Source organism: Pseudonocardia benzenivorans CB1190, from assembly GCF_000196675.2.
Lineage (GTDB): Bacteria > Actinomycetota > Actinomycetes > Mycobacteriales > Pseudonocardiaceae > Pseudonocardia > Pseudonocardia benzenivorans.
Window position 1 is genome coordinate 4,984,104 of the sequence record NC_015312.1, and the last position, 16,398, is coordinate 5,000,501.

Genomic DNA, 16,398 nt, shown 5'->3' on the forward strand with positions numbered 1-16,398 from the left:
CTCGGGGTCGGGGTCAGGCGCGGATTCGGGGGTCGACGAGCCCGTGCAGGGCGTCGACGACGAGGTTCAGCACGACGAACGCGAGCGCGGAGACGAGCACGCCCGCCTGGATGACCGGCAGGTCCCGCTGGGTGATCGACTGGTAGACCAGCAGCCCGATCCCCGGCCAGGCGAACACCGCCTCGACGAAGATGACGCCACCGAGCAGGTAGCCGATCTGCAGGCCCGCGACCGTCAGCAACGACGGCACGGTGTTGTGGAACGCGTGCACCATCACCCGGCGGTGCGAGAGCCCGCGCGAGGTCAGGGCCTCGACGAAGTCCATGCTCATCACGTCGAGCACCGACGAGCGGAACATCCGGGCGATAATCCCGGCGGGGACGAGCGCGGCCGTGACCGCGGGCAGGATCAGGTGGTTGAACAGGTCGACGAACCCGCCGTCGCCGTTCGGGTTGTACATGCCGCTCACCGGGAACAACCCGGCTCCCGCCGCCAGGTAGATGATGAGCAGCAGACCGATCGAGTACTGCGGCACCGAGATCGAGAACAGCGCGAGCGCATTGCCCAGCCGGGCCAGGATGCCGGTGCGGCGCAGCGCCGTCAGCGCGCCGACCGCGACGCCGAGCACGATCGCGATGACCGCCGCGGCGGCGCTGAGGATCAGGGTGTTCATCAGCGCGTCCAGCACCATCGGCGCGACGTCGCTGCGCCGGGCGATGCTCGTCCCGAGGTCCCCGGTCAGGGTGTGCCCCAGCCAGGTCACGTACTGGACCGGCCACGGCTCGTTCAGGCCGAGCCGTTCGGTGAGCGCGGCGCGGGCCTCCGGCGACCCCGTCGGACCGAGCAGGGAGGCGACCGGATCACCCGGAATGATCTTGATGGTGATGAAGATGACGATCGAGACCCCGAACAGGATCGGGATCGCCATCAGCAGCCGGCGGCCGACGTACCCCAGCATCAGACCTCCCCGACCACGGGATCGACGGACACCGGAGCGGTCCGGTGCGCGGGACCGACCCGGCCGAACGCCCGCAGCATCCCGTGCCGGGGCAGCTGCGCCATCAGCGTCAACCGGTCGCCACGGACCCGCGAGATCGCGTACTCCAACGGCCGCCCGTAGCTGTCGCGCAGCAGCCGCTCGAACAGCATCAGGGGGGCGCCGGGCGCGACGTCGAGCAGGTCGGCGACCAGCTCGTCGGCCAGGATCGCCTCGACGGCCTGGTCGGCGACCCCGAACTCGAACCCCGCCATCTCGTAGAGCGCGTACCACTCGTCGACGGCCCGGGCGCGCTCCACCACCGCGAGCAGCTCCGTCGGCACGTAGGCCGTCGCGCAGTAGTAGGGCTCGTCGCCCAGCACCGTCAGGTACTCCACGACACCGACCTGCCCGCCCCGCTCGATCCCGAGCCGCTCCGCGACCCGCGGCGCCGCGAGCTCGCGGCTCGCCGACAGGATGCGGTGCGAGACCCGTTCGTGCTCGGGCTCCGGGCCGTGCAGGTGGGTGAAGCTGTGCCGGACCTTCGAGGCCACCGAGAACGTCCCGGTGCCCTGGACCCGCTTGACGAGCCCCTCGTCACGCAGCATCGCCAGCGCGTCGCGGACGACCTGCCGGCTCGCGGAGAACGACAGCATGAGCTCGGTCTCGCCCGGCAACGCGCCCGCCGGGAACTCCTCGTGGACGATCGCCACGCGGAGCAGGTCCCGGACGCGACGCGCGGCACTCGAGCGGCGAACCGTTCGGGGGTGCATCCTGGCCTCGGTCATGCATACAACGGTGAGCAGTGTGCGTGTCACCCGACAGTGGTATCCGGTAACGCGGCGGTTAAGCCGGTTGCCCGCTTCGCGCATGCCGTCCGACCTGCGAGAACGGTGTACACAATGCCGGTTACGCGGGTTGCCTCCGCGAACCGCCGGTTCCCCCGGGCGGGGTCCGGCGGCGCCCGTCACACTGCGATGACCGTCGGCACGATCATCGGGCGGCGGCGGTAGGTCTCCCCCACCCATTTGCCGACGACCCGGCGCACCGCCTGCGCGATCCGGTACGGGTCGGTGATGCCCTCGTTCTCGGTCCGCGACAGCTCGTCCTCGATCAACGGCAGCACGACGTCGAGCGCCTTGGGGTCGTCGGAGAACCCGCGCCCGGCCAGGGTCGGCGGCGCCACCGCCCGGCCCGTGCGGGCGTCGACCGCGACGGTGATCTGGATGAACCCGCCCTCGCCGAGCGTGAGCCGGTCGGACAGCGTCGTCTCGCCGATGTCGCCGACCGCCAGCCCGTCGACGTAGACGCGGCCGACCTCGACGCGACCCGAGATCGCCGCGATGCCGTCGACGAGGTCGACGACGACCCCGTTCTCCGCCAGCACCACGCGGTCCTCCTGCACCCCGGTCTGCACGGCGAGCCGGCCGTTGGCACGCAGGTGCCGCCACTCCCCGTGTACCGGGACGACGTTCGACGGCCGGACCGCGTTGTAGAGGAACAGCAGCTCACCCGCGGGCGCATGCCCGGAGACGTGCACCTTGGCGTTGCCCTGGTGGATCACCGACGCGCCCAGCCGGGTCAGGCCGTTGATGACGCCGAAGACCGCCGTCTCGTTGCCCGGGATCAGCGAGCTGGCCAGGATGATCGTGTCCTCGGGCCGGATGCGCACCGAGCGGTGGTCGCCGCGGGCCATCCGCGACAGCGCCGACAGCGGCTCGCCCTGCGACCCCGTCGAGACGAGGACGAGCTGGTCGTCGGGCAGCGTCATCGCCTCGTCGAGGTCGACGAGCAGTCCGTCGGGGATCTGCAGCAGGCCCAGCTCGCCCGCGATACCCATGTTGCGCACCATCGACCGGCCCACCAGGCAGACCCGGCGGCCGTGCTTGGCCGCGGCGTCGAGGACCTGCTGGACGCGGTGCACGTGGCTGGCGAAGCACGCCACGATGATCCGGGACGACGCCCGGTGGAACACCCCCTCGATGACGGGGCCGATCTCGCGCTCGGGCGTCACGAAGCCGGGGATGTCGGCGTTCGTGGAGTCGACGAGGAAGAGGTCGACCCCCTCGTCGCCCAACCGGGAGAAGCCCGCCAGGTCGGTGAGCCGGTTGTCGAGCGGGAGCTGGTCGAGCTTGATGTCGCCGGTGTGCAGCACCAGCCCCGCGGGCGTGCGGACCGCGAGGGCCAGCGCGTCGGGGATCGAGTGGTTGACCGCGAAGTACTCGCAGTCCCACGGCCCGTGCGTGAGCCGGGCACCCTCGGCGACCTCGAGCAGGTGCGGGGTGAGCCGGTGCTCCCTGCACTTGGCCGCGACCAGCGCGAGCGTGAACCGGGAGCCCACGACCAGCAGGTCCGGCTTCTGCCGCAGCAGGAACGGGACCGCGCCGATGTGGTCCTCGTGGCCATGGGTGAGCACGAGCGCGTCGACGTCGTCGAGGCGGTCCTCGATCGCCCGGAAGTCGGGCAGGATCAGGTCCACGCCCGGCGAGTCCTCGGACGGGAACAGCACCCCGCAGTCGACGACGAGCAGCCGCCCGTCGTACTCGAAGACGGTCATGTTGCGGCCGACCTCGCCGATGCCGCCCAGCGCGAAGACGCGCAGGCCGCCCGGGGCGAGCGCCGGTGGCGGGTGCATGGGCAGCTCGGCGGCGTTCTCCGCGTCCGGCGGCGGCGGGGGCGCCGGGCGGTCGCGACGGGGCCCACGGGAACGGCGGTCGGGCCTGCGGTCCGACCGTGCGGGAGGGCGGGTCACCGGTACGCGACCTCCGCCCCGATGTCGAGGGTCGCCCGGGCACCGAGCGCTCCGTAGCCGCGGTCGCGCCGGACGCCCACCGCCTCGGGGTCGAGCGCGATCCCCGCCGCCGCGAGGTCGCCGACGATCGCCGCGACCTGCTCGTCGGTCGCCGGGGGCAGCGGGAGCCGCGGGTCGCCCACGTCGATGCCCCGCAGCCGCAGCGCCGTCTTCGCGAACACCACCCCGCCGACGCGGCCCATGGCCCGGATGACCGGCAGCGTCGCGTAGTGCAGCGCGCGGGCCCGGTCGTGCTCGCCCGCCTCGTACGCGTCGATCAGCGCGCGCAGCCGGTCGGCCACGACGTGCCCGATGACGCTCACGAAGCCCACTGCGCCCACCGCGAGCCACGGCAGGTTCACGGGGTCGTCGCCGGAGTAGTAGGTCAGCGTCGTCGTCGCCAGGACCTCGGTGCCGACGCGCAGGTCGTTGCGCGCGTCCTTCACCGCGACGATGCGCGGGTGCTCGGCCAGCTTCTGCAGCGTCTCCAGCTCGATCGGGATGACGCTGCGCGGCGGGATGTCGTAGAGCATCATCGGCAGCTCGGTGGCGTCCGCGACCGCCGTGAAGTGCGCGACCAGCCCCGACTGCGGCGGCCGTGAGTAGTACGGCGTGACCACCAGCAGCCCGTGCGCACCCGCCTTCTCCGCCTCGCGGGCCAGCCGGATGCTGTGGGCCGTGTCGTAGGTGCCCGCACCCGCGACGACGACGGCCCGGTCGCCCACCGCGCTCACGACCGCCCGGACCAGCTCCGCCTTCTCGGCGTCCGACGTCGTCGGGCCCTCACCCGTCGTCCCGTTGACGACCAGCCCGTCGTTGCCCAGCTCGACGAGGTGGGCCGCCAGCTCCTCGGCTTTCCCCAGGTCGAGGCCGCCGTCGGAGTCGAAGGGGGTGACCATTGCGGTCAGCACCTGGCCGAACGGGCGGCCAGGCGGCCGGGATGGAGCAGGGGTCGGGCTCATGGGTGATGACCGTACCGCCGCATCTCCCGATCCGGCGTTCCGACCGGCGCGCGTGCGCCGTGCCTCACAGCGGCTCGCGCGCGGTCCCCCGCCCGCCGGCCCGTCCGGCGGGACGAGCTCGGCGGCGCCCGGCCGGATTCGAGGCCGCGGGACGCCCGGCCGGGCAGTCACAGGCCGCGGGACGCCCGGCCGTAGGTCTCGAGGTCGGCGGCGGCGCCCTCCAGCGACACCCGCGCCGCGTCGCGCCCGAACGCGTGCAGCACGATCTCGGCAGGCTCGCCGACGATCGTCACCAGCCCCGGGCCGGTCCGCACCACCTGCACGGCTCCCTCGGGGCGGCGCACCACCACGCCCACGGGGCTGCGCCGCCACAGCACCCGGCCCATCCGGCCGAGCAACGCCCAGAGCGCACCGTCGCGCTCGGTGTCCGGTGGGCGGGGCTCCCAGCCCGGCTCGCCGCGGCGCACGTCCTCGTGGTGGACGAAGAACTCGGCGCCGTTCGCGAACTCGTCGACCTTGCCGACGCGGTAGGGCGACCACGCCGGAGGACCGTCACGCAGCTCGGCGATCATCTCGGACCACGGCGTGTCGGCGTACCCCGACATCGCCCGCTCGGTGATCGGGGCCAGGGCCGGCACGACGATCCCCGACGCCGCCCACGGCTGGCGCTCGCGCACCAGCAGATGGGCCAGCAGGTCGCGGCTCGTCCAGCCCGCGCACAACGTCGGGCGGTCCGGCCCGGACCGCTCCAGCTCGTCGCACAGGGCCGCTCGTTCGGTCGTCGCGAGGCTCACGATCGCGAACCTAGCCGTCCGCGCCGTCCCGCACCGCCCGGGTCGCCCCCGAGGGAGCCGCGCCTGTCCGGTCTGCGCTGGTCGGGCGATATGCCACCGTTCGCGGCGTCCCGTCGTGCCGCCCTCGTGCTGACGCTCGGGCGCTCCGCTACCCCTCGGTACCGATGCTCGGGCGCTCCGCTACCCCTCGGTACCGATGCTCGGGCGCTCCGCTACCCCTCGGTACCGATGCTCGGGCGCTCCGCTACCCCTCGGTGACGTACGGGCTCGACGCGATCTCCGTGCCGTCCTCGAGCTTCTGGATGTCGAAGTCGTTGAACACGTTCGGCACCTCGCGCTGCAGCTGGCGCAGGCACTCGACGGCCAACTCGCGGATCTCGACGTCGGCGTGCTCGGAGGCACGCATGGCGATGAAGTGCCGCCAGGCCCGGTAGTTGCCCGTGACGACGATCCGCGTCTCGGTGGCGTTGGGCAGGATCGCGCGTGCGGCCTGCCGGGCCTGCTTGCGGCGCAGGGTGGCGTTGGGCACGTCGGCGAAGCGCTTCTCCAGGCCTGCGAGCAGGTCGGTGTAGGCCTTGACCGACGCCTCCGCCGCCTCCTCGAACAGGGCGTGCAGCTCGGGGTCCTCGGCGATCGCGGCGGGCTCGACCATCGCGGCGTCGCGCTCGGGGACGTAGCGCTGCGAGAGCTGCGAGTACGAGAAGTGGCGGTGCCGGATCAGCTCGTGGGTGAGCGAGCGGGAGACGCCGGTGAGGTAGAAGCTGACCGTCCCGTGCTCCAGCACCGAGAGGTGCCCGACCTCGAGGATGTGCCGCAGGTAGCCCGCGTTGGTGGCCGTCGCCGGGTTCGGCTTGGCCCACGACTGGTAGCACGCCCGGCCGGCGAACTCCGCGAGCGCCTGGCCGCCGTCGGCATCCGTGCTCCACGGAACGTCGGACGGCGGGAAGAACTCGGTCTTCGCGACGAGCTGGACGCCCAGCGGCACGATCTCCGGCATACCGGCAGCGTAACCGGGCACTCCGACAACGCCCGGACCGGTACCGGGGCCCGGGAGCGATCCGCGGCCACCGCACGTTCCTCCGGAAGGACCCGCACGCCCCACGAGTGCCGTCATGATTTTCTTGCGATGACGTCAACATGACGCCATAGTGGTGTCATGGATGTCAGCCAGTACGTAGCCCAGCTGCGGGAGGACCTGTCTTCCGCCGCGGCCGCAGGCGACGAGCAGACCCGGCGCACGGCCGCGTTGCTCGGCGCGGCGATCGAGCCGGCCGCGAGGCTGGCCGTCATGAACGCCCTGTCGGACCTGGCCGCCGAGGTCACGGCCGCCCTAGGCGACCGGGTCGTCGAGGTGCGCCTCGACGGTCGCGACGTGCGGGTCGTCGTCACCGGCGACGAGCCCGCCCACGAGCCCGAGCCGGAGCCCGCGCCCACGATGCCGCCGCCGGGCGCCGACGCGGGCGACATCAGCCGCATCACGCTGCGGCTCGTCGAGCAGATCAAGAACCAGGCCGAACAGGCCGCGGCGGCGCAGGGTGTGTCGCTGAACTCGTGGGTCGCGCAGGCCGTGCAGGGCGCCCTGTCCGGCCGCGGCGGGCCCAACTGGGACCGCGGCAGCTGGGACCGCGGCGACCGGGGTGGCCGCGGAGGACGGGGCCGCAGCCGCGGCGACGACGGACGCCGCGTCCGCGGCTGGGTTCAGGGGTGAGGACGATGACCGACGACACGCGTGACGACGACCGGCACCCGGACGACCGGCCCGGCGAGAGCCGGACGGGAGCGGCGGACGAGACCGGCCACGAGCTCACCCGGCAGGAGCGCTGGGACGCCTCGGGGCCGGCCGAGCTGGAGCTGAACATCGACGTCGGCTCGGTCCGCGTCGAGCTCTCCGACACCCGCGAGGTGTGGGTCGAGGTCCGTCACGAGGCGCAGGGCGGCAACGTCTGGACCAACGGCATCGCGGGCCTGTTCAACTGGCTCGGGTCCGCGGCGGGCCGCGGCGGGTTCGGGAACGTGCAGGGCCTCGGTGACGTGCAGGGCTTCCCGAGCGCAGGGTTCGGCGGGTTCGACCCGGGTCAGATCACCGAGGAGCTCGCCGCACGCGCCGTCGAGGCGGCCGAGATCCGCTGGTCGGAAGCGTCCCGGCGGCTCGTCGTGCGCTCGTCGCAGGAGATGCCGCTGCGCATGGTGCCGCTCGCGGTGACGGTGCGCGCGCCGGTGTCGTCACGGCACGCGGTGCGCACCGGAGCGGGTGAGGTCACCGTGACCGGGCGCGCCGGCTGGGGCGCGGTGCGCACCGGATCGGGCGAGGTCCGGCTGGAGGAGACGACGGGCGATGTCGACGTCACGACGGGCTCCGGCGACGTCGACCTCGGCGTCGTCGGTGGCCGCGGGAAAATCCGGACCGGCTCGGGCCGCATCGCCGTCGCGGCGCTGAGCGGGCCGAGCGAGGTGAAGTCCGGCAGCGGCGACGTCGAGCTCGGCGAGGTCACCGGCGACCTCGGGGTACGCACGGGGTCCGGCGAGGTCCGGATCGCGGACGCGGTGTCCGGCACGTTCGAGCTCACGACGGGTTCCGGGGGCATCCGGATCGGCGTGCACTCCGGCGTGGCCGCGGAGCTGGACCTCTCGTCGGGCACCGGTCGGGCGCGCAGCGAGCTGGAGGTCACCGGGGTGGCCCCGCAGTCGGCTCCGGCGTTGCGCATCCGCGGCCGGGCGGGGACGGGCGACGTCGTGGTGTCCCGGGCGGCCGCCGCAACCGTCTGACGGCACCGTCCGCCGCCGCACCGCTGCGGCGGACGGCACCGAGGAGACACGCGCCGGGTGGGGGTCCGGCGCACCGGCGGGGGCCCGGTCGCGAGGGGGAGCCGCGACCGGGCCCTCGCACGTCGGGTTCCCCGGACCGGCGAGTTCGCACATACCCACCCGGGTGAAACCCGGACGCGCCGGGAGGCGCATCTGGACCGGGGCCACCGGATGGCGGCGGGCCGGCCGCGACCCCCGGTTCAGGCCGCGCGCACCTCGCGCGCCAGCCTCGTCGCCAGCCCACCCCGGTCCCCGACCTCGACCGCGTCGAGGCCCAGCCACTCGGCCATGACCCGCAGCTCGGCGGCCAGCTCGGCGGCGACCCGCACCTCGTCGACGCCCTCCTCGACGAACGCGCCCTTCACCCGCAGGGTGCCCGTCGTCCGCTCGGACTTGAGGTCGACGCGGGCGACCAGCCGGCCGTCGAGCAGGAACGGGAAGACGTAGTACCCGAACTCGCGCTTGCGCTCGGGCACGTAGATCTCGATGCGGTACCTGAACCCGAAGAGCCGTTCGGCACGCGCCCGCTCCCAGATCAGCGGATCGAAGGGGCACAGCAGCGCGCGACCGGTGACGCGGCGCGGCACCGGCGCCCCCGGCACCCGGAACGCGGGGCGCCGCCACCCGCGGACGGTGATGCGCTCGACCTCTCCGGCCTCGACGAGCTCGGCCAGTGCCCGGCTGTTGCGCTCGGGCCCGAGCCGGTAGTAATCGCGCACCTCGGGTTCGGTGGCCACACCCAGCGCGGCGACGGCCTTGCGCACCAGCCGGCGGGCCGCCTCGTCGTCCGGGACCGGCGGCGCGGCCAGCACCGCGGCGGGCAGGACCCGCTCGGGGAGGTCGTAGCGGCGCTGGAAGTGGACACGGGTGCCGGTGGTGAGCTCACCGACGCCGAAGAGGTACTCGCAGATGCGCTTGACCTCCGACCGTTCCCACCACGTCGCACCCGACGGCCGAGGGGTGGACCGGCCGCCCAGCGCGTCCTCCAGCGCCCCCGCCCCGACGGGCCCCAGCTCCTTGACCGCGGCCAGCACGTCGGAGACCAGGCCCGGCTCGCGCTCGACGAGCGGCCCGTAGTGCTTCCACCAGCCACGACGCTTGGCCCCCGACAACAGCAGCGGCCAGTCGGCGACGGGCAGCAGGCACGCCTCGTGCGCCCAGTACTCGGCGAGCAGCCGCGGGCGCCGAGCGGAGTGGCTCCAGGCCGCGCCGTCGACGAGGTCACGCGGGTAGGCGCCGAGGCGCGAGAACAGCGGCATGTAGTGCGCCCGGACCGCGACGTTGACCGAGTCGAGCTGCAGCAGGTGCAGCCGCCCGAGGACGCGCTGCAGGTGCGCGCGGGTGACGGTGCCGGACGGGCGCGCATCGGCGAAGCCCTGCGCCGCCAGCACCGCCCGCCGGGCGACGTCCGCACCGATCTCGGTCACGCGCGCATGGTGCCATCAGGCCCCGACAGTTCCGGGTCGGCGTCACCAGGATCGGGCGCCGGCTCCGGGGCCGGTGGACGTCGTTCCGCGGCCACGACGAGCACCACCGCCACGACGACGATCAGCCCGCCGACGATCTGCACCGGCGAGAACCGCTCCCCCGCGACCAGCACGCCGAGCAGCACGGCGATCACGGGGTTGACGTAGGCGTAGGTGGCGACGGTCGAGACCGGCAGCCGGTCGAGGGTGTAGGCGAAGGCGCTGAACCCGCAGCACGACGCGACGAGCGCCATGTAGACCCACGCCCACCAGGAGACGGCCGGCACCGAGCCGAAGTCGACGCGGTCGCCCTTGCCGAAGCCGACGGCCAGCAGGATCACCCCGCCGACCGTCATCTGGACGGCGACGAGCGTGAGCGGGTTGGCGGGCGTCGGCAGCTTCGTCGACGAGAACGTCCCGACGGCCCAGCCCAGCCCCGCGAGCAGCACGATCCACGGGCCCCACCAGGCGTTGCCCGACACCCCGCCGGACCCGCCGGACGTGCCGCCGAGCAGCAGGACCGCGAGCCCGGCGATGCCGATCGCGACCCCGATGAAGGTCGCGGGCCGCGGCCGGTCGCCGGTCAGCGCCCGCAGCAGGACGATCCACAGCGGCACCGAGGCGATGAGCAGCGCCGCGACGCCGGACGACACGTTCTCCTGCCCGAGCGTCACCAACCCGTTGCCCCAGGCCGGAAGCAGCAGGCCGGTGAGGGCGCACGTCGCGAACTGCCTGCGCGACATCCGGAAGACCGACGGCCCGCGGACCGCGAGGAGCAGCAGGCTCATCGCGACCCCGCCGACCACGAACCGGAAGCCGCCCGTGAGCAGCGGCGGGACCGCGACGATGACGAGCTTGTTGCCCAGGTACGTCGAGCCCCAGAGGACGTACACGACCGCGAGGGCGGCCCATGCCGCCCCGGGTCGCCCGGTCCGGGCGGCCGCGGCCGGGTCGACGTCGAGGGCACTCACCCGTCGGACGTTGCCATAGCGAAGAACCGCACGCGAGGTGACCCCGCCCTCACCCCGGGCGCCGCGCCCGGGTATCCATGCGCCATGGCCATCGCCGCGGTCCGTTCCGCCCAGCTCGCCGACGTCGACGACATCGTCAGGATCCAGTCGGTGACGTGGCGGGCGGCGTACACGGGCCTGGTGCCCGACGAGGCGATCGCGCAGCTCGACGGCCCGCAGGCCCGGCAGGCGTGGACCGACGCCGTCGCCGCGGCCGGGTCGGACGGCACGCCGGGCGGCAACGCCTTCCACGTGCTCGTCGCGACGGAGGGCGAGTGGACGGTCGGGTTCTGCGCGGCGGCCGGGTACCGCGGCGAGGGCGGGACGATCGCCGAGGTGAGCACGTTGCTCGTCGAACCGCGGTGGGGGCGCCGCGGGCACGGCGGCCGACTGCTGGCCCACGCGGCCGCGGCGCTGCGGGCCGGCGGCGCCGAGCGCGGGCGGGCGTGGGTTCCGGAGCCGGACGCCGCGTCGCTGCGCTTCTACGGCACCGCCGGCTGGGAACCCGACGGCGCCGCCCGCACCCTCGACACCGGCGACGGCGCGCTGCGCGAGCTCCGCGTGTCCGGGCCGCTCGACCTCGCGCTCAGGGAGTAGGGCGGTCAGAGCCCCAGCAGGGGCTCGAGCCCGATCGTCAGCCCCGGCCGCGACCGGACCTCCCGCACCGCGAGCAGCACCCCCGGCATGAACGACGTGCGGTTCATGGAGTCGTGCCGGATCGTCAGGACCTCGCCGTCGGTGCCGAGCACGACCTCCTGGTGCGCGACGAGCCCCGGCATCCGCACCGAGTGCACGTGGATGCCGTCGACGTCGGCGCCGCGGGCACCGTCGAGCGCGGTGGTCGTCGCGTCCGGGACCGGCCCCGCACCGGCCTCCGCGCGGGCCTGCGCCACCAGCGACGCGGTGCGCGCGGCCGTGCCCGACGGCGCGTCGACCTTGCCGGCGTGGTGCAGCTCGATGATCTCGACGGAGTCGAAGAAGCGCGCGGCCTGCCGGGCGAACTGCATCGACAGCACCGCGCCGACGCCGAAGTTCGGCGCCACCAGCACCGCCGCACCGGGCGCCTCGGCGAGCCAGCCGCGGACGGTCTCGAAGCGGGACTCGTCGAAGCCGGAGGTGCCGACGACCGCGGCGATCCCGTTGCGCACGCAGAACTCGACGTTGCCGAGCACGGCGCCGGGGTGGGTGAAGTCGACCGCGACCTGGGCACCGGCGTCGACCAGCGCCGACAGCGCGTCGCCGTCGTCGAGCGCGGCGACCAGTTCCGTGTCGTGTGCGCCCTCGACCGCGTGGCACACCTCGGACCCCATGCGGCCCTTCGCGCCCAGTACCCCGACCCTGATCCGCTCGTTCGTCACCGGAGCAGGGTAGGTCACCCCACCACGAGCCCGACGATCCACGCCGTCGTCGCCAGCAGCCCGGCGGCGAGCTCGATGAGCATGCTGTAGCCCACCGCGTGCAGCGCGTGCCTGGCCGACGTCCACGCCTGCCGGCGGTCGGGCAGCCGCACGAGCTCGGCGAGCCATACCCCGAGCACGAACCCGAGGAAGAGGCCGATCACCGGGATCACGAAGAAGCCGACGACGCCGAGCCCCGCGCCCAGCATCAGCGTCCGGCCGGGAACGCCTGCCTCCTTGAGCGCGCGGCCGGGCAGCAGGTACTTCGCGACGGTCCCGGCGACGACCAGCAGGCCGGCGATCCCGAGCACCCACCAGCCGAGGGCGTCGCCGCGCGGGACCGCCCACACCGCCACGCCGGCGACCACGACGACGAGCCCCGGCAGGACCAGGGACACGATGCCGAGCAACCCGACGGCGATGATCACACCGGCCAGAACCGCGGTCATGGAACCCCCTGGGGCGACGGTCACTCGCGGGGGCTCAGTCGGCGAGTTCCCGCAGCGCGGCGGGGAGGTCGCCGACCTCGTCGAACGGGCCGACGACCGCCGCGGTCAGCGGCCGGGCGAGCAGCTCGCGCGCGACGGCGGAGACCTCGTCGGCGGTGACGCCCGCGATCCGGTCGAGGCTCTCGGAGAGGCTGCGCTGGCGGCCGTGGTCGAGCTCGGAGCGCCCGATGCGGTTCATCCGCGACGCGGTGTCCTCGCTGGCCAGCACCAGTCCCCCGCGCAGCGAGCCCTGCGCGCGGACCAGCTCGGCCGTCGTCAGGCCGTTCGCGGCCACGTCGGAGAGCACGTCGCGCACGACGCCCACGACCTCGCCGAGGCGCTCGGGCGCGCACCCCGCATAGACAGAGAGGCTGCCGGCGTCGGCGTAGGAGGCCGCTGCCGAGTAGACCGAGTAGGCCAGCCCGCGCTGCTCGCGCACCTGCTGGAACAGCCGCGACGACAGCCCGCCGCCCAGTGCGGTGTTGAGCACCGCGAGGGCCTGCCTGCGCGGGTCGTGCCGGTCGACGCCGGGCACGCCGAGGAGCAGGTGCGCCTGCTCGGTGTCGTCACTGTGCAGGACCAGCCGGTCCCCGCCGCCGGCCGGGTGCGCGCCGCCGCGCCGTGGCGGCACCGGCACGACGCCGGGCCCGGTGCGCTCGGCCGCCGCGGCGAGGGCGGCACCGGCCAGCTCGGCCAGGTGCGCGTGGTCGAGGTTGCCCGCCGCGGCGACGACCATCCGGGGGGTCGTGTACTCGCTGCGCCAGAACGCGTGCAGCGTCTCGCGGCTCATCGCCCGGATCGACTCCTCGGAGCCGACGATCGGCAGCCCCAACGGGTGGTCGCCGAACAGGGCCGCGTCGAACAGCTCGCCGAGCAGGTCCTCGGGGTCGTCGTCGCGCATCGCGATCTCCTCGAGCACGACGCCGCGCTCGAGCTCGGTGTCGGCGTGCGCGAGCCGGGCGTCGGTGACGACGTCGGCGAGGAGATCGACCGCGAGGGCGACGTCGGTGTCGAGGACCTGCGCGTAGTAGCAGGTGTGCTCCTTGGCGGTGAACGCGTTGAGCTCGCCGCCGACGGCGTCGATCTCCTCCGCGATCCCCGAGGCGCTGCGCCGCTGCGTGCCCTTGAACAGCAGGTGCTCGAGGAAGTGCGCGGCGCCGGCCTGCTCCGGTGTCTCGTCGCGCGAGCCGATGCCGATCCAGATGCCCAGCGACACCGACCGCACCCCGGGCACCGTCTCGGTGACCAGCCGGATGCCGCCGGGAAGCTCCGACCGCAAGACGCCGGGGGCGGGTGCCGAAGCACCCGCCCCCGGCGTGGAGACCGTTGCGGTCACTCGGCCTCGGCGGCCGCGGCAACGGGCTCGCCCTCGGCGGGTGCGGTGTCGTCGCCACCCGCGGCGGCCGACTCCTCCTGCACCGGGACGAGGCTGATCTTGCCGCGGTTGTCGATGTCGGTGACCTCGACGCGCAGCTTGTCGCCGACCTTGACGACGTCCTCGACCTTGCCGATGCGCTTGCCGTTGCCCAGCTTCGAGATGTGGACGAGGCCGTCCTTGCCGGGGACCAGCGAGACGAAGGCGCCGAAGGCCGCGGTCTTGACGACCGTGCCCAGGAACCGCTCGCCGATCTTCGGCAGCTGCGGGTTGGCGATGGCGTTGATCATGCCGATCGCCGCCTCCGCGGACGGGCCGTCGGCCGCACCGACGTAGATGGTGCCGTCGTCCTCGATCGAGATGTCCGCGCCGGTCTGCTCGGTGATCGAGTTGATCATCTTGCCCTTCGGGCCGATGACCTCGCCGATCTTGTCGACCGGGACCTTGATCGCGGTGACGCGAGGCGCGTAGGTGCTCATCTCGTCGGGGCCGTCGATGGCCTCGCCGAGGACCTCGAGGATCGTCAGCCGCGCGTCCTTCGCCTGGTTCAGCGCGGCCGCGAGCACCTCGGACGGGATGCCGTCGAGCTTGGTGTCGAGCTGCAGCGCGGTGACGAAGTCCGACGTGCCCGCGACCTTGAAGTCCATGTCGCCGAACGCGTCCTCGGCGCCGAGGATGTCGGTCAGCGCCACGTAGGTGGCCTTGCCGTCGACCTCGTCGGACACCAGGCCCATCGCGATGCCCGCGACCGGCGCCTTCAGCGGCACACCGGCGTTGAGCAGCGACATCGTCGACGCGCAGACCGAGCCCATCGACGTGGACCCGTTGGAGCCCAGCGCCTCCGACACCTGCCGGATGGCGTAGGGGAACTCCTCGCGCGTCGGCAGCACCGGCAGCAGGGCACGCTCGGCGAGCGCGCCGTGGCCGATCTCGCGACGCTTGGGCGAGCCGACGCGGCCGGTCTCACCGGTCGAGTACGGCGGGAAGTTGTAGTGGTGCAGGTAGCGCTTGTGCGTCTCCGGCCCCAGCGAGTCGATCTGCTGCTCCATGCGCAGCATGTTCAGCGTGGTGACACCCATGATCTGGGTCTCGCCGCGCTCGAACAGCGCCGAGCCGTGCGCCCGCGGGACGACCTCGACCTCGGCCGAGAGCGGCCGGATGTCGGTGAGGCCGCGGCCGTCGATGCGCACCTGGTCGGTGAGGATGCGACGGCGCACGAGCTTCTTGTTCAGCGACCGGAACGCGGCGCCGAGCTCCTTCTCGCGGCCCTCGAACTTCTCACCGAGGGAGGCCAGCACGCCCGCCTTGACCTCGTCGATCCGCGCCTCGCGCTCCTGCTTGCCCGCGATGGTCAGCGCGGCGGCCAGGTCGTCGCTCGCGGCGGCCTCGACCGCCTCGAACGCGTCGGGCTGGTAGGCCGGGTAGGTCGGGAACGAGCCCGTCGGCTTGGCGGCGACGTCGGCCAGCTGCTGCTGCGCGACGCACAGGCTGCGGATGAACGGCTTGGCCGCCTCCAGGCCCTGCGCGACGACCTGCTCGGTGGGCGCCTGCGCGCCGCCGGCGACGAGCTCGACCGTCTCGGTCGTGGCCTCGGCCTCGACCATCATGATCGCGACGTCGTCACCCACGATGCGCCCGGCGACGACCATGTCGAACACGGCCCGCTGCAGGTCCTCGTACTGCGGGAAGGCGACCCACTGGCCGTCGATCAGCGCGACGCGGACGCCGCCGATCGGGCCCGAGAAGGGCAGCCCGGCGAGCTGGGTCGACGCCGAGGCGGCGTTGATGGCCAGCGCGTCGTAGGGGTCGCGCGGGTCGAGCGAGAGGACCGTCACGACGATCTGGATCTCGTTACGCAGGCCGTCGACGAACGACGGGCGCAGCGGCCGGTCGATGAGCCGGCAGGTGAGGATCGCGTCGGTGCCCGGGCGGCCCTCGCGGCGGAAGAACGAGCCCGGGATCTTGCCGATCGCGTACATGCGCTCTTCGACGTCGACCGTCAGCGGGAAGAAGTCGAACTGCTCCTTGGGCTGCTTCGAGGCCGTGGTGGCCGACAGCAGCATGGTCTCGTCGTCCAGGTAGGCGACGACGGAGCCGGCGGCCTGCCGGGCGAGCCGGCCGGTCTCGAACCGGATGGTGCGGGTCCCGAAGGACCCGTTGTCGATGACGGCCGTGGTCTCGTGGACGTCATCGGTGATGGGATCGGTCATGAAGTGAGGTGTCTCCTCGTGGAGGGCATCTGGCCACCACGACGCGGGCGATCCTCGGCGGAGCCGGTCTTCGATCGAAGCCCTCGGGCGTGCCGCTCCCCGACGGGGACGGCGGCGGGCCCGG

General features: G+C 73.6%; 15 protein-coding genes. 3 read left to right on the forward strand and 12 right to left on the reverse strand.

Annotated features, from left to right (window positions below; translation table 11 throughout):
- Window positions 1–13: 13 nt before the first annotated feature.
- The 6 genes from PSED_RS23370 to thyX form a co-directional block, all read right to left on the reverse strand.
- Entirely contained in the window at window positions 14–958 is a 945-nt protein-coding gene (locus tag PSED_RS23370) for an ABC transporter permease (RefSeq protein ID WP_013676709.1), read from the reverse strand.
- A complete protein-coding gene (locus PSED_RS23375; RefSeq protein ID WP_143770588.1) occupies window positions 958–1,764 on the reverse strand; it encodes a GntR family transcriptional regulator in 807 nt (268 codons plus the stop codon). Before PSED_RS23375 ends, PSED_RS23370 begins: the two co-directional genes overlap by 1 nt.
- Before the next feature lie 179 nt (window positions 1,765–1,943).
- On the reverse strand, window positions 1,944–3,611 hold the full coding sequence (locus PSED_RS23380; RefSeq protein ID WP_041759976.1) for a ribonuclease J: 1,668 nt from the start codon (window positions 3,609–3,611) through the stop codon (window positions 1,944–1,946).
- A gap of 113 nt (window positions 3,612–3,724) precedes the next feature.
- Entirely contained in the window at window positions 3,725–4,729 is a 1,005-nt protein-coding gene (gene dapA, locus PSED_RS23385; protein WP_083845264.1) for a 4-hydroxy-tetrahydrodipicolinate synthase, read from the reverse strand.
- Window positions 4,730–4,896: 167 nt separating this feature from the next.
- Complete coding sequence (locus tag PSED_RS23390; RefSeq protein ID WP_013676713.1) at window positions 4,897–5,523, reverse strand: TIGR03085 family metal-binding protein; 627 nt, start codon at window positions 5,521–5,523, stop codon at window positions 4,897–4,899.
- 244 nt (window positions 5,524–5,767) lie between these two features.
- Window positions 5,768–6,520 (reverse strand): FAD-dependent thymidylate synthase, encoded by a 753-nt coding sequence (thyX, locus tag PSED_RS23395; protein ID WP_013676714.1) that lies wholly within the window; start codon window positions 6,518–6,520, stop codon window positions 5,768–5,770.
- Between the two features lie 159 nt (window positions 6,521–6,679).
- On the opposite strand from thyX, the gene PSED_RS23400 reads away from it, so the two are divergent.
- Together PSED_RS23400 and PSED_RS23405 are read left to right on the forward strand one after the other, a co-directional pair.
- Window positions 6,680–7,231 (forward strand): toxin-antitoxin system HicB family antitoxin, encoded by a 552-nt coding sequence (locus PSED_RS23400; RefSeq protein ID WP_013676715.1) that lies wholly within the window; start codon window positions 6,680–6,682, stop codon window positions 7,229–7,231.
- 5 nt (window positions 7,232–7,236) lie between these two features.
- The gene (locus PSED_RS23405) at window positions 7,237–8,289 is read left to right on the forward strand and encodes a DUF4097 family beta strand repeat-containing protein (RefSeq protein ID WP_013676716.1); all 1,053 of its coding nucleotides are present in this window, start codon (window positions 7,237–7,239) and stop codon (window positions 8,287–8,289) included.
- A gap of 239 nt (window positions 8,290–8,528) precedes the next feature.
- Here the strand turns inward: PSED_RS23405 and PSED_RS23410 are convergent, their stop codons facing one another.
- Both PSED_RS23410 and PSED_RS23415 read right to left on the reverse strand, forming a co-directional pair.
- Window positions 8,529–9,755 (reverse strand): winged helix-turn-helix domain-containing protein, encoded by a 1,227-nt coding sequence (locus PSED_RS23410; protein ID WP_013676717.1) that lies wholly within the window; start codon window positions 9,753–9,755, stop codon window positions 8,529–8,531.
- Window positions 9,752–10,765, reverse strand: coding sequence for an EamA family transporter (locus tag PSED_RS23415; RefSeq protein ID WP_013676718.1), 1,014 nt, complete (start codon window positions 10,763–10,765; stop codon window positions 9,752–9,754). Before PSED_RS23415 ends, PSED_RS23410 begins: the two co-directional genes overlap by 4 nt.
- A gap of 84 nt (window positions 10,766–10,849) precedes the next feature.
- Here PSED_RS23415 and PSED_RS23420 point away from each other — a divergent pair, with 84 nt between their 5' ends.
- Window positions 10,850–11,401, forward strand: coding sequence for a GNAT family N-acetyltransferase (locus PSED_RS23420; RefSeq protein ID WP_013676719.1), 552 nt, complete (start codon window positions 10,850–10,852; stop codon window positions 11,399–11,401).
- A gap of 5 nt (window positions 11,402–11,406) precedes the next feature.
- Here the strand turns inward: PSED_RS23420 and dapB are convergent, their stop codons facing one another.
- Genes dapB through PSED_RS23440 form a run of 4 tightly spaced genes read right to left on the reverse strand, consistent with a single transcriptional unit; the run spans window position 11,407 to window position 16,274 of the window.
- The gene (gene dapB / locus PSED_RS23425) at window positions 11,407–12,180 is read right to left on the reverse strand and encodes a 4-hydroxy-tetrahydrodipicolinate reductase (RefSeq protein ID WP_013676720.1); all 774 of its coding nucleotides are present in this window, start codon (window positions 12,178–12,180) and stop codon (window positions 11,407–11,409) included.
- Window positions 12,177–12,650, reverse strand: a complete 474-nt coding sequence (locus PSED_RS23430; protein ID WP_013676721.1) for a DUF456 domain-containing protein — start codon at window positions 12,648–12,650, stop codon at window positions 12,177–12,179. The genes dapB and PSED_RS23430 overlap by 4 nt, the downstream gene beginning before the upstream one ends.
- A 34-nt stretch (window positions 12,651–12,684) precedes the next feature.
- The gene (locus tag PSED_RS23435; protein WP_013676722.1) at window positions 12,685–14,025 is read right to left on the reverse strand and encodes a M16 family metallopeptidase; all 1,341 of its coding nucleotides are present in this window, start codon (window positions 14,023–14,025) and stop codon (window positions 12,685–12,687) included.
- Window positions 14,022–16,274, reverse strand: coding sequence for a polyribonucleotide nucleotidyltransferase (locus tag PSED_RS23440; protein ID WP_013676723.1), 2,253 nt, complete (start codon window positions 16,272–16,274; stop codon window positions 14,022–14,024). Before PSED_RS23440 ends, PSED_RS23435 begins: the two co-directional genes overlap by 4 nt.
- Window positions 16,275–16,398 lie beyond the last annotated feature (124 nt).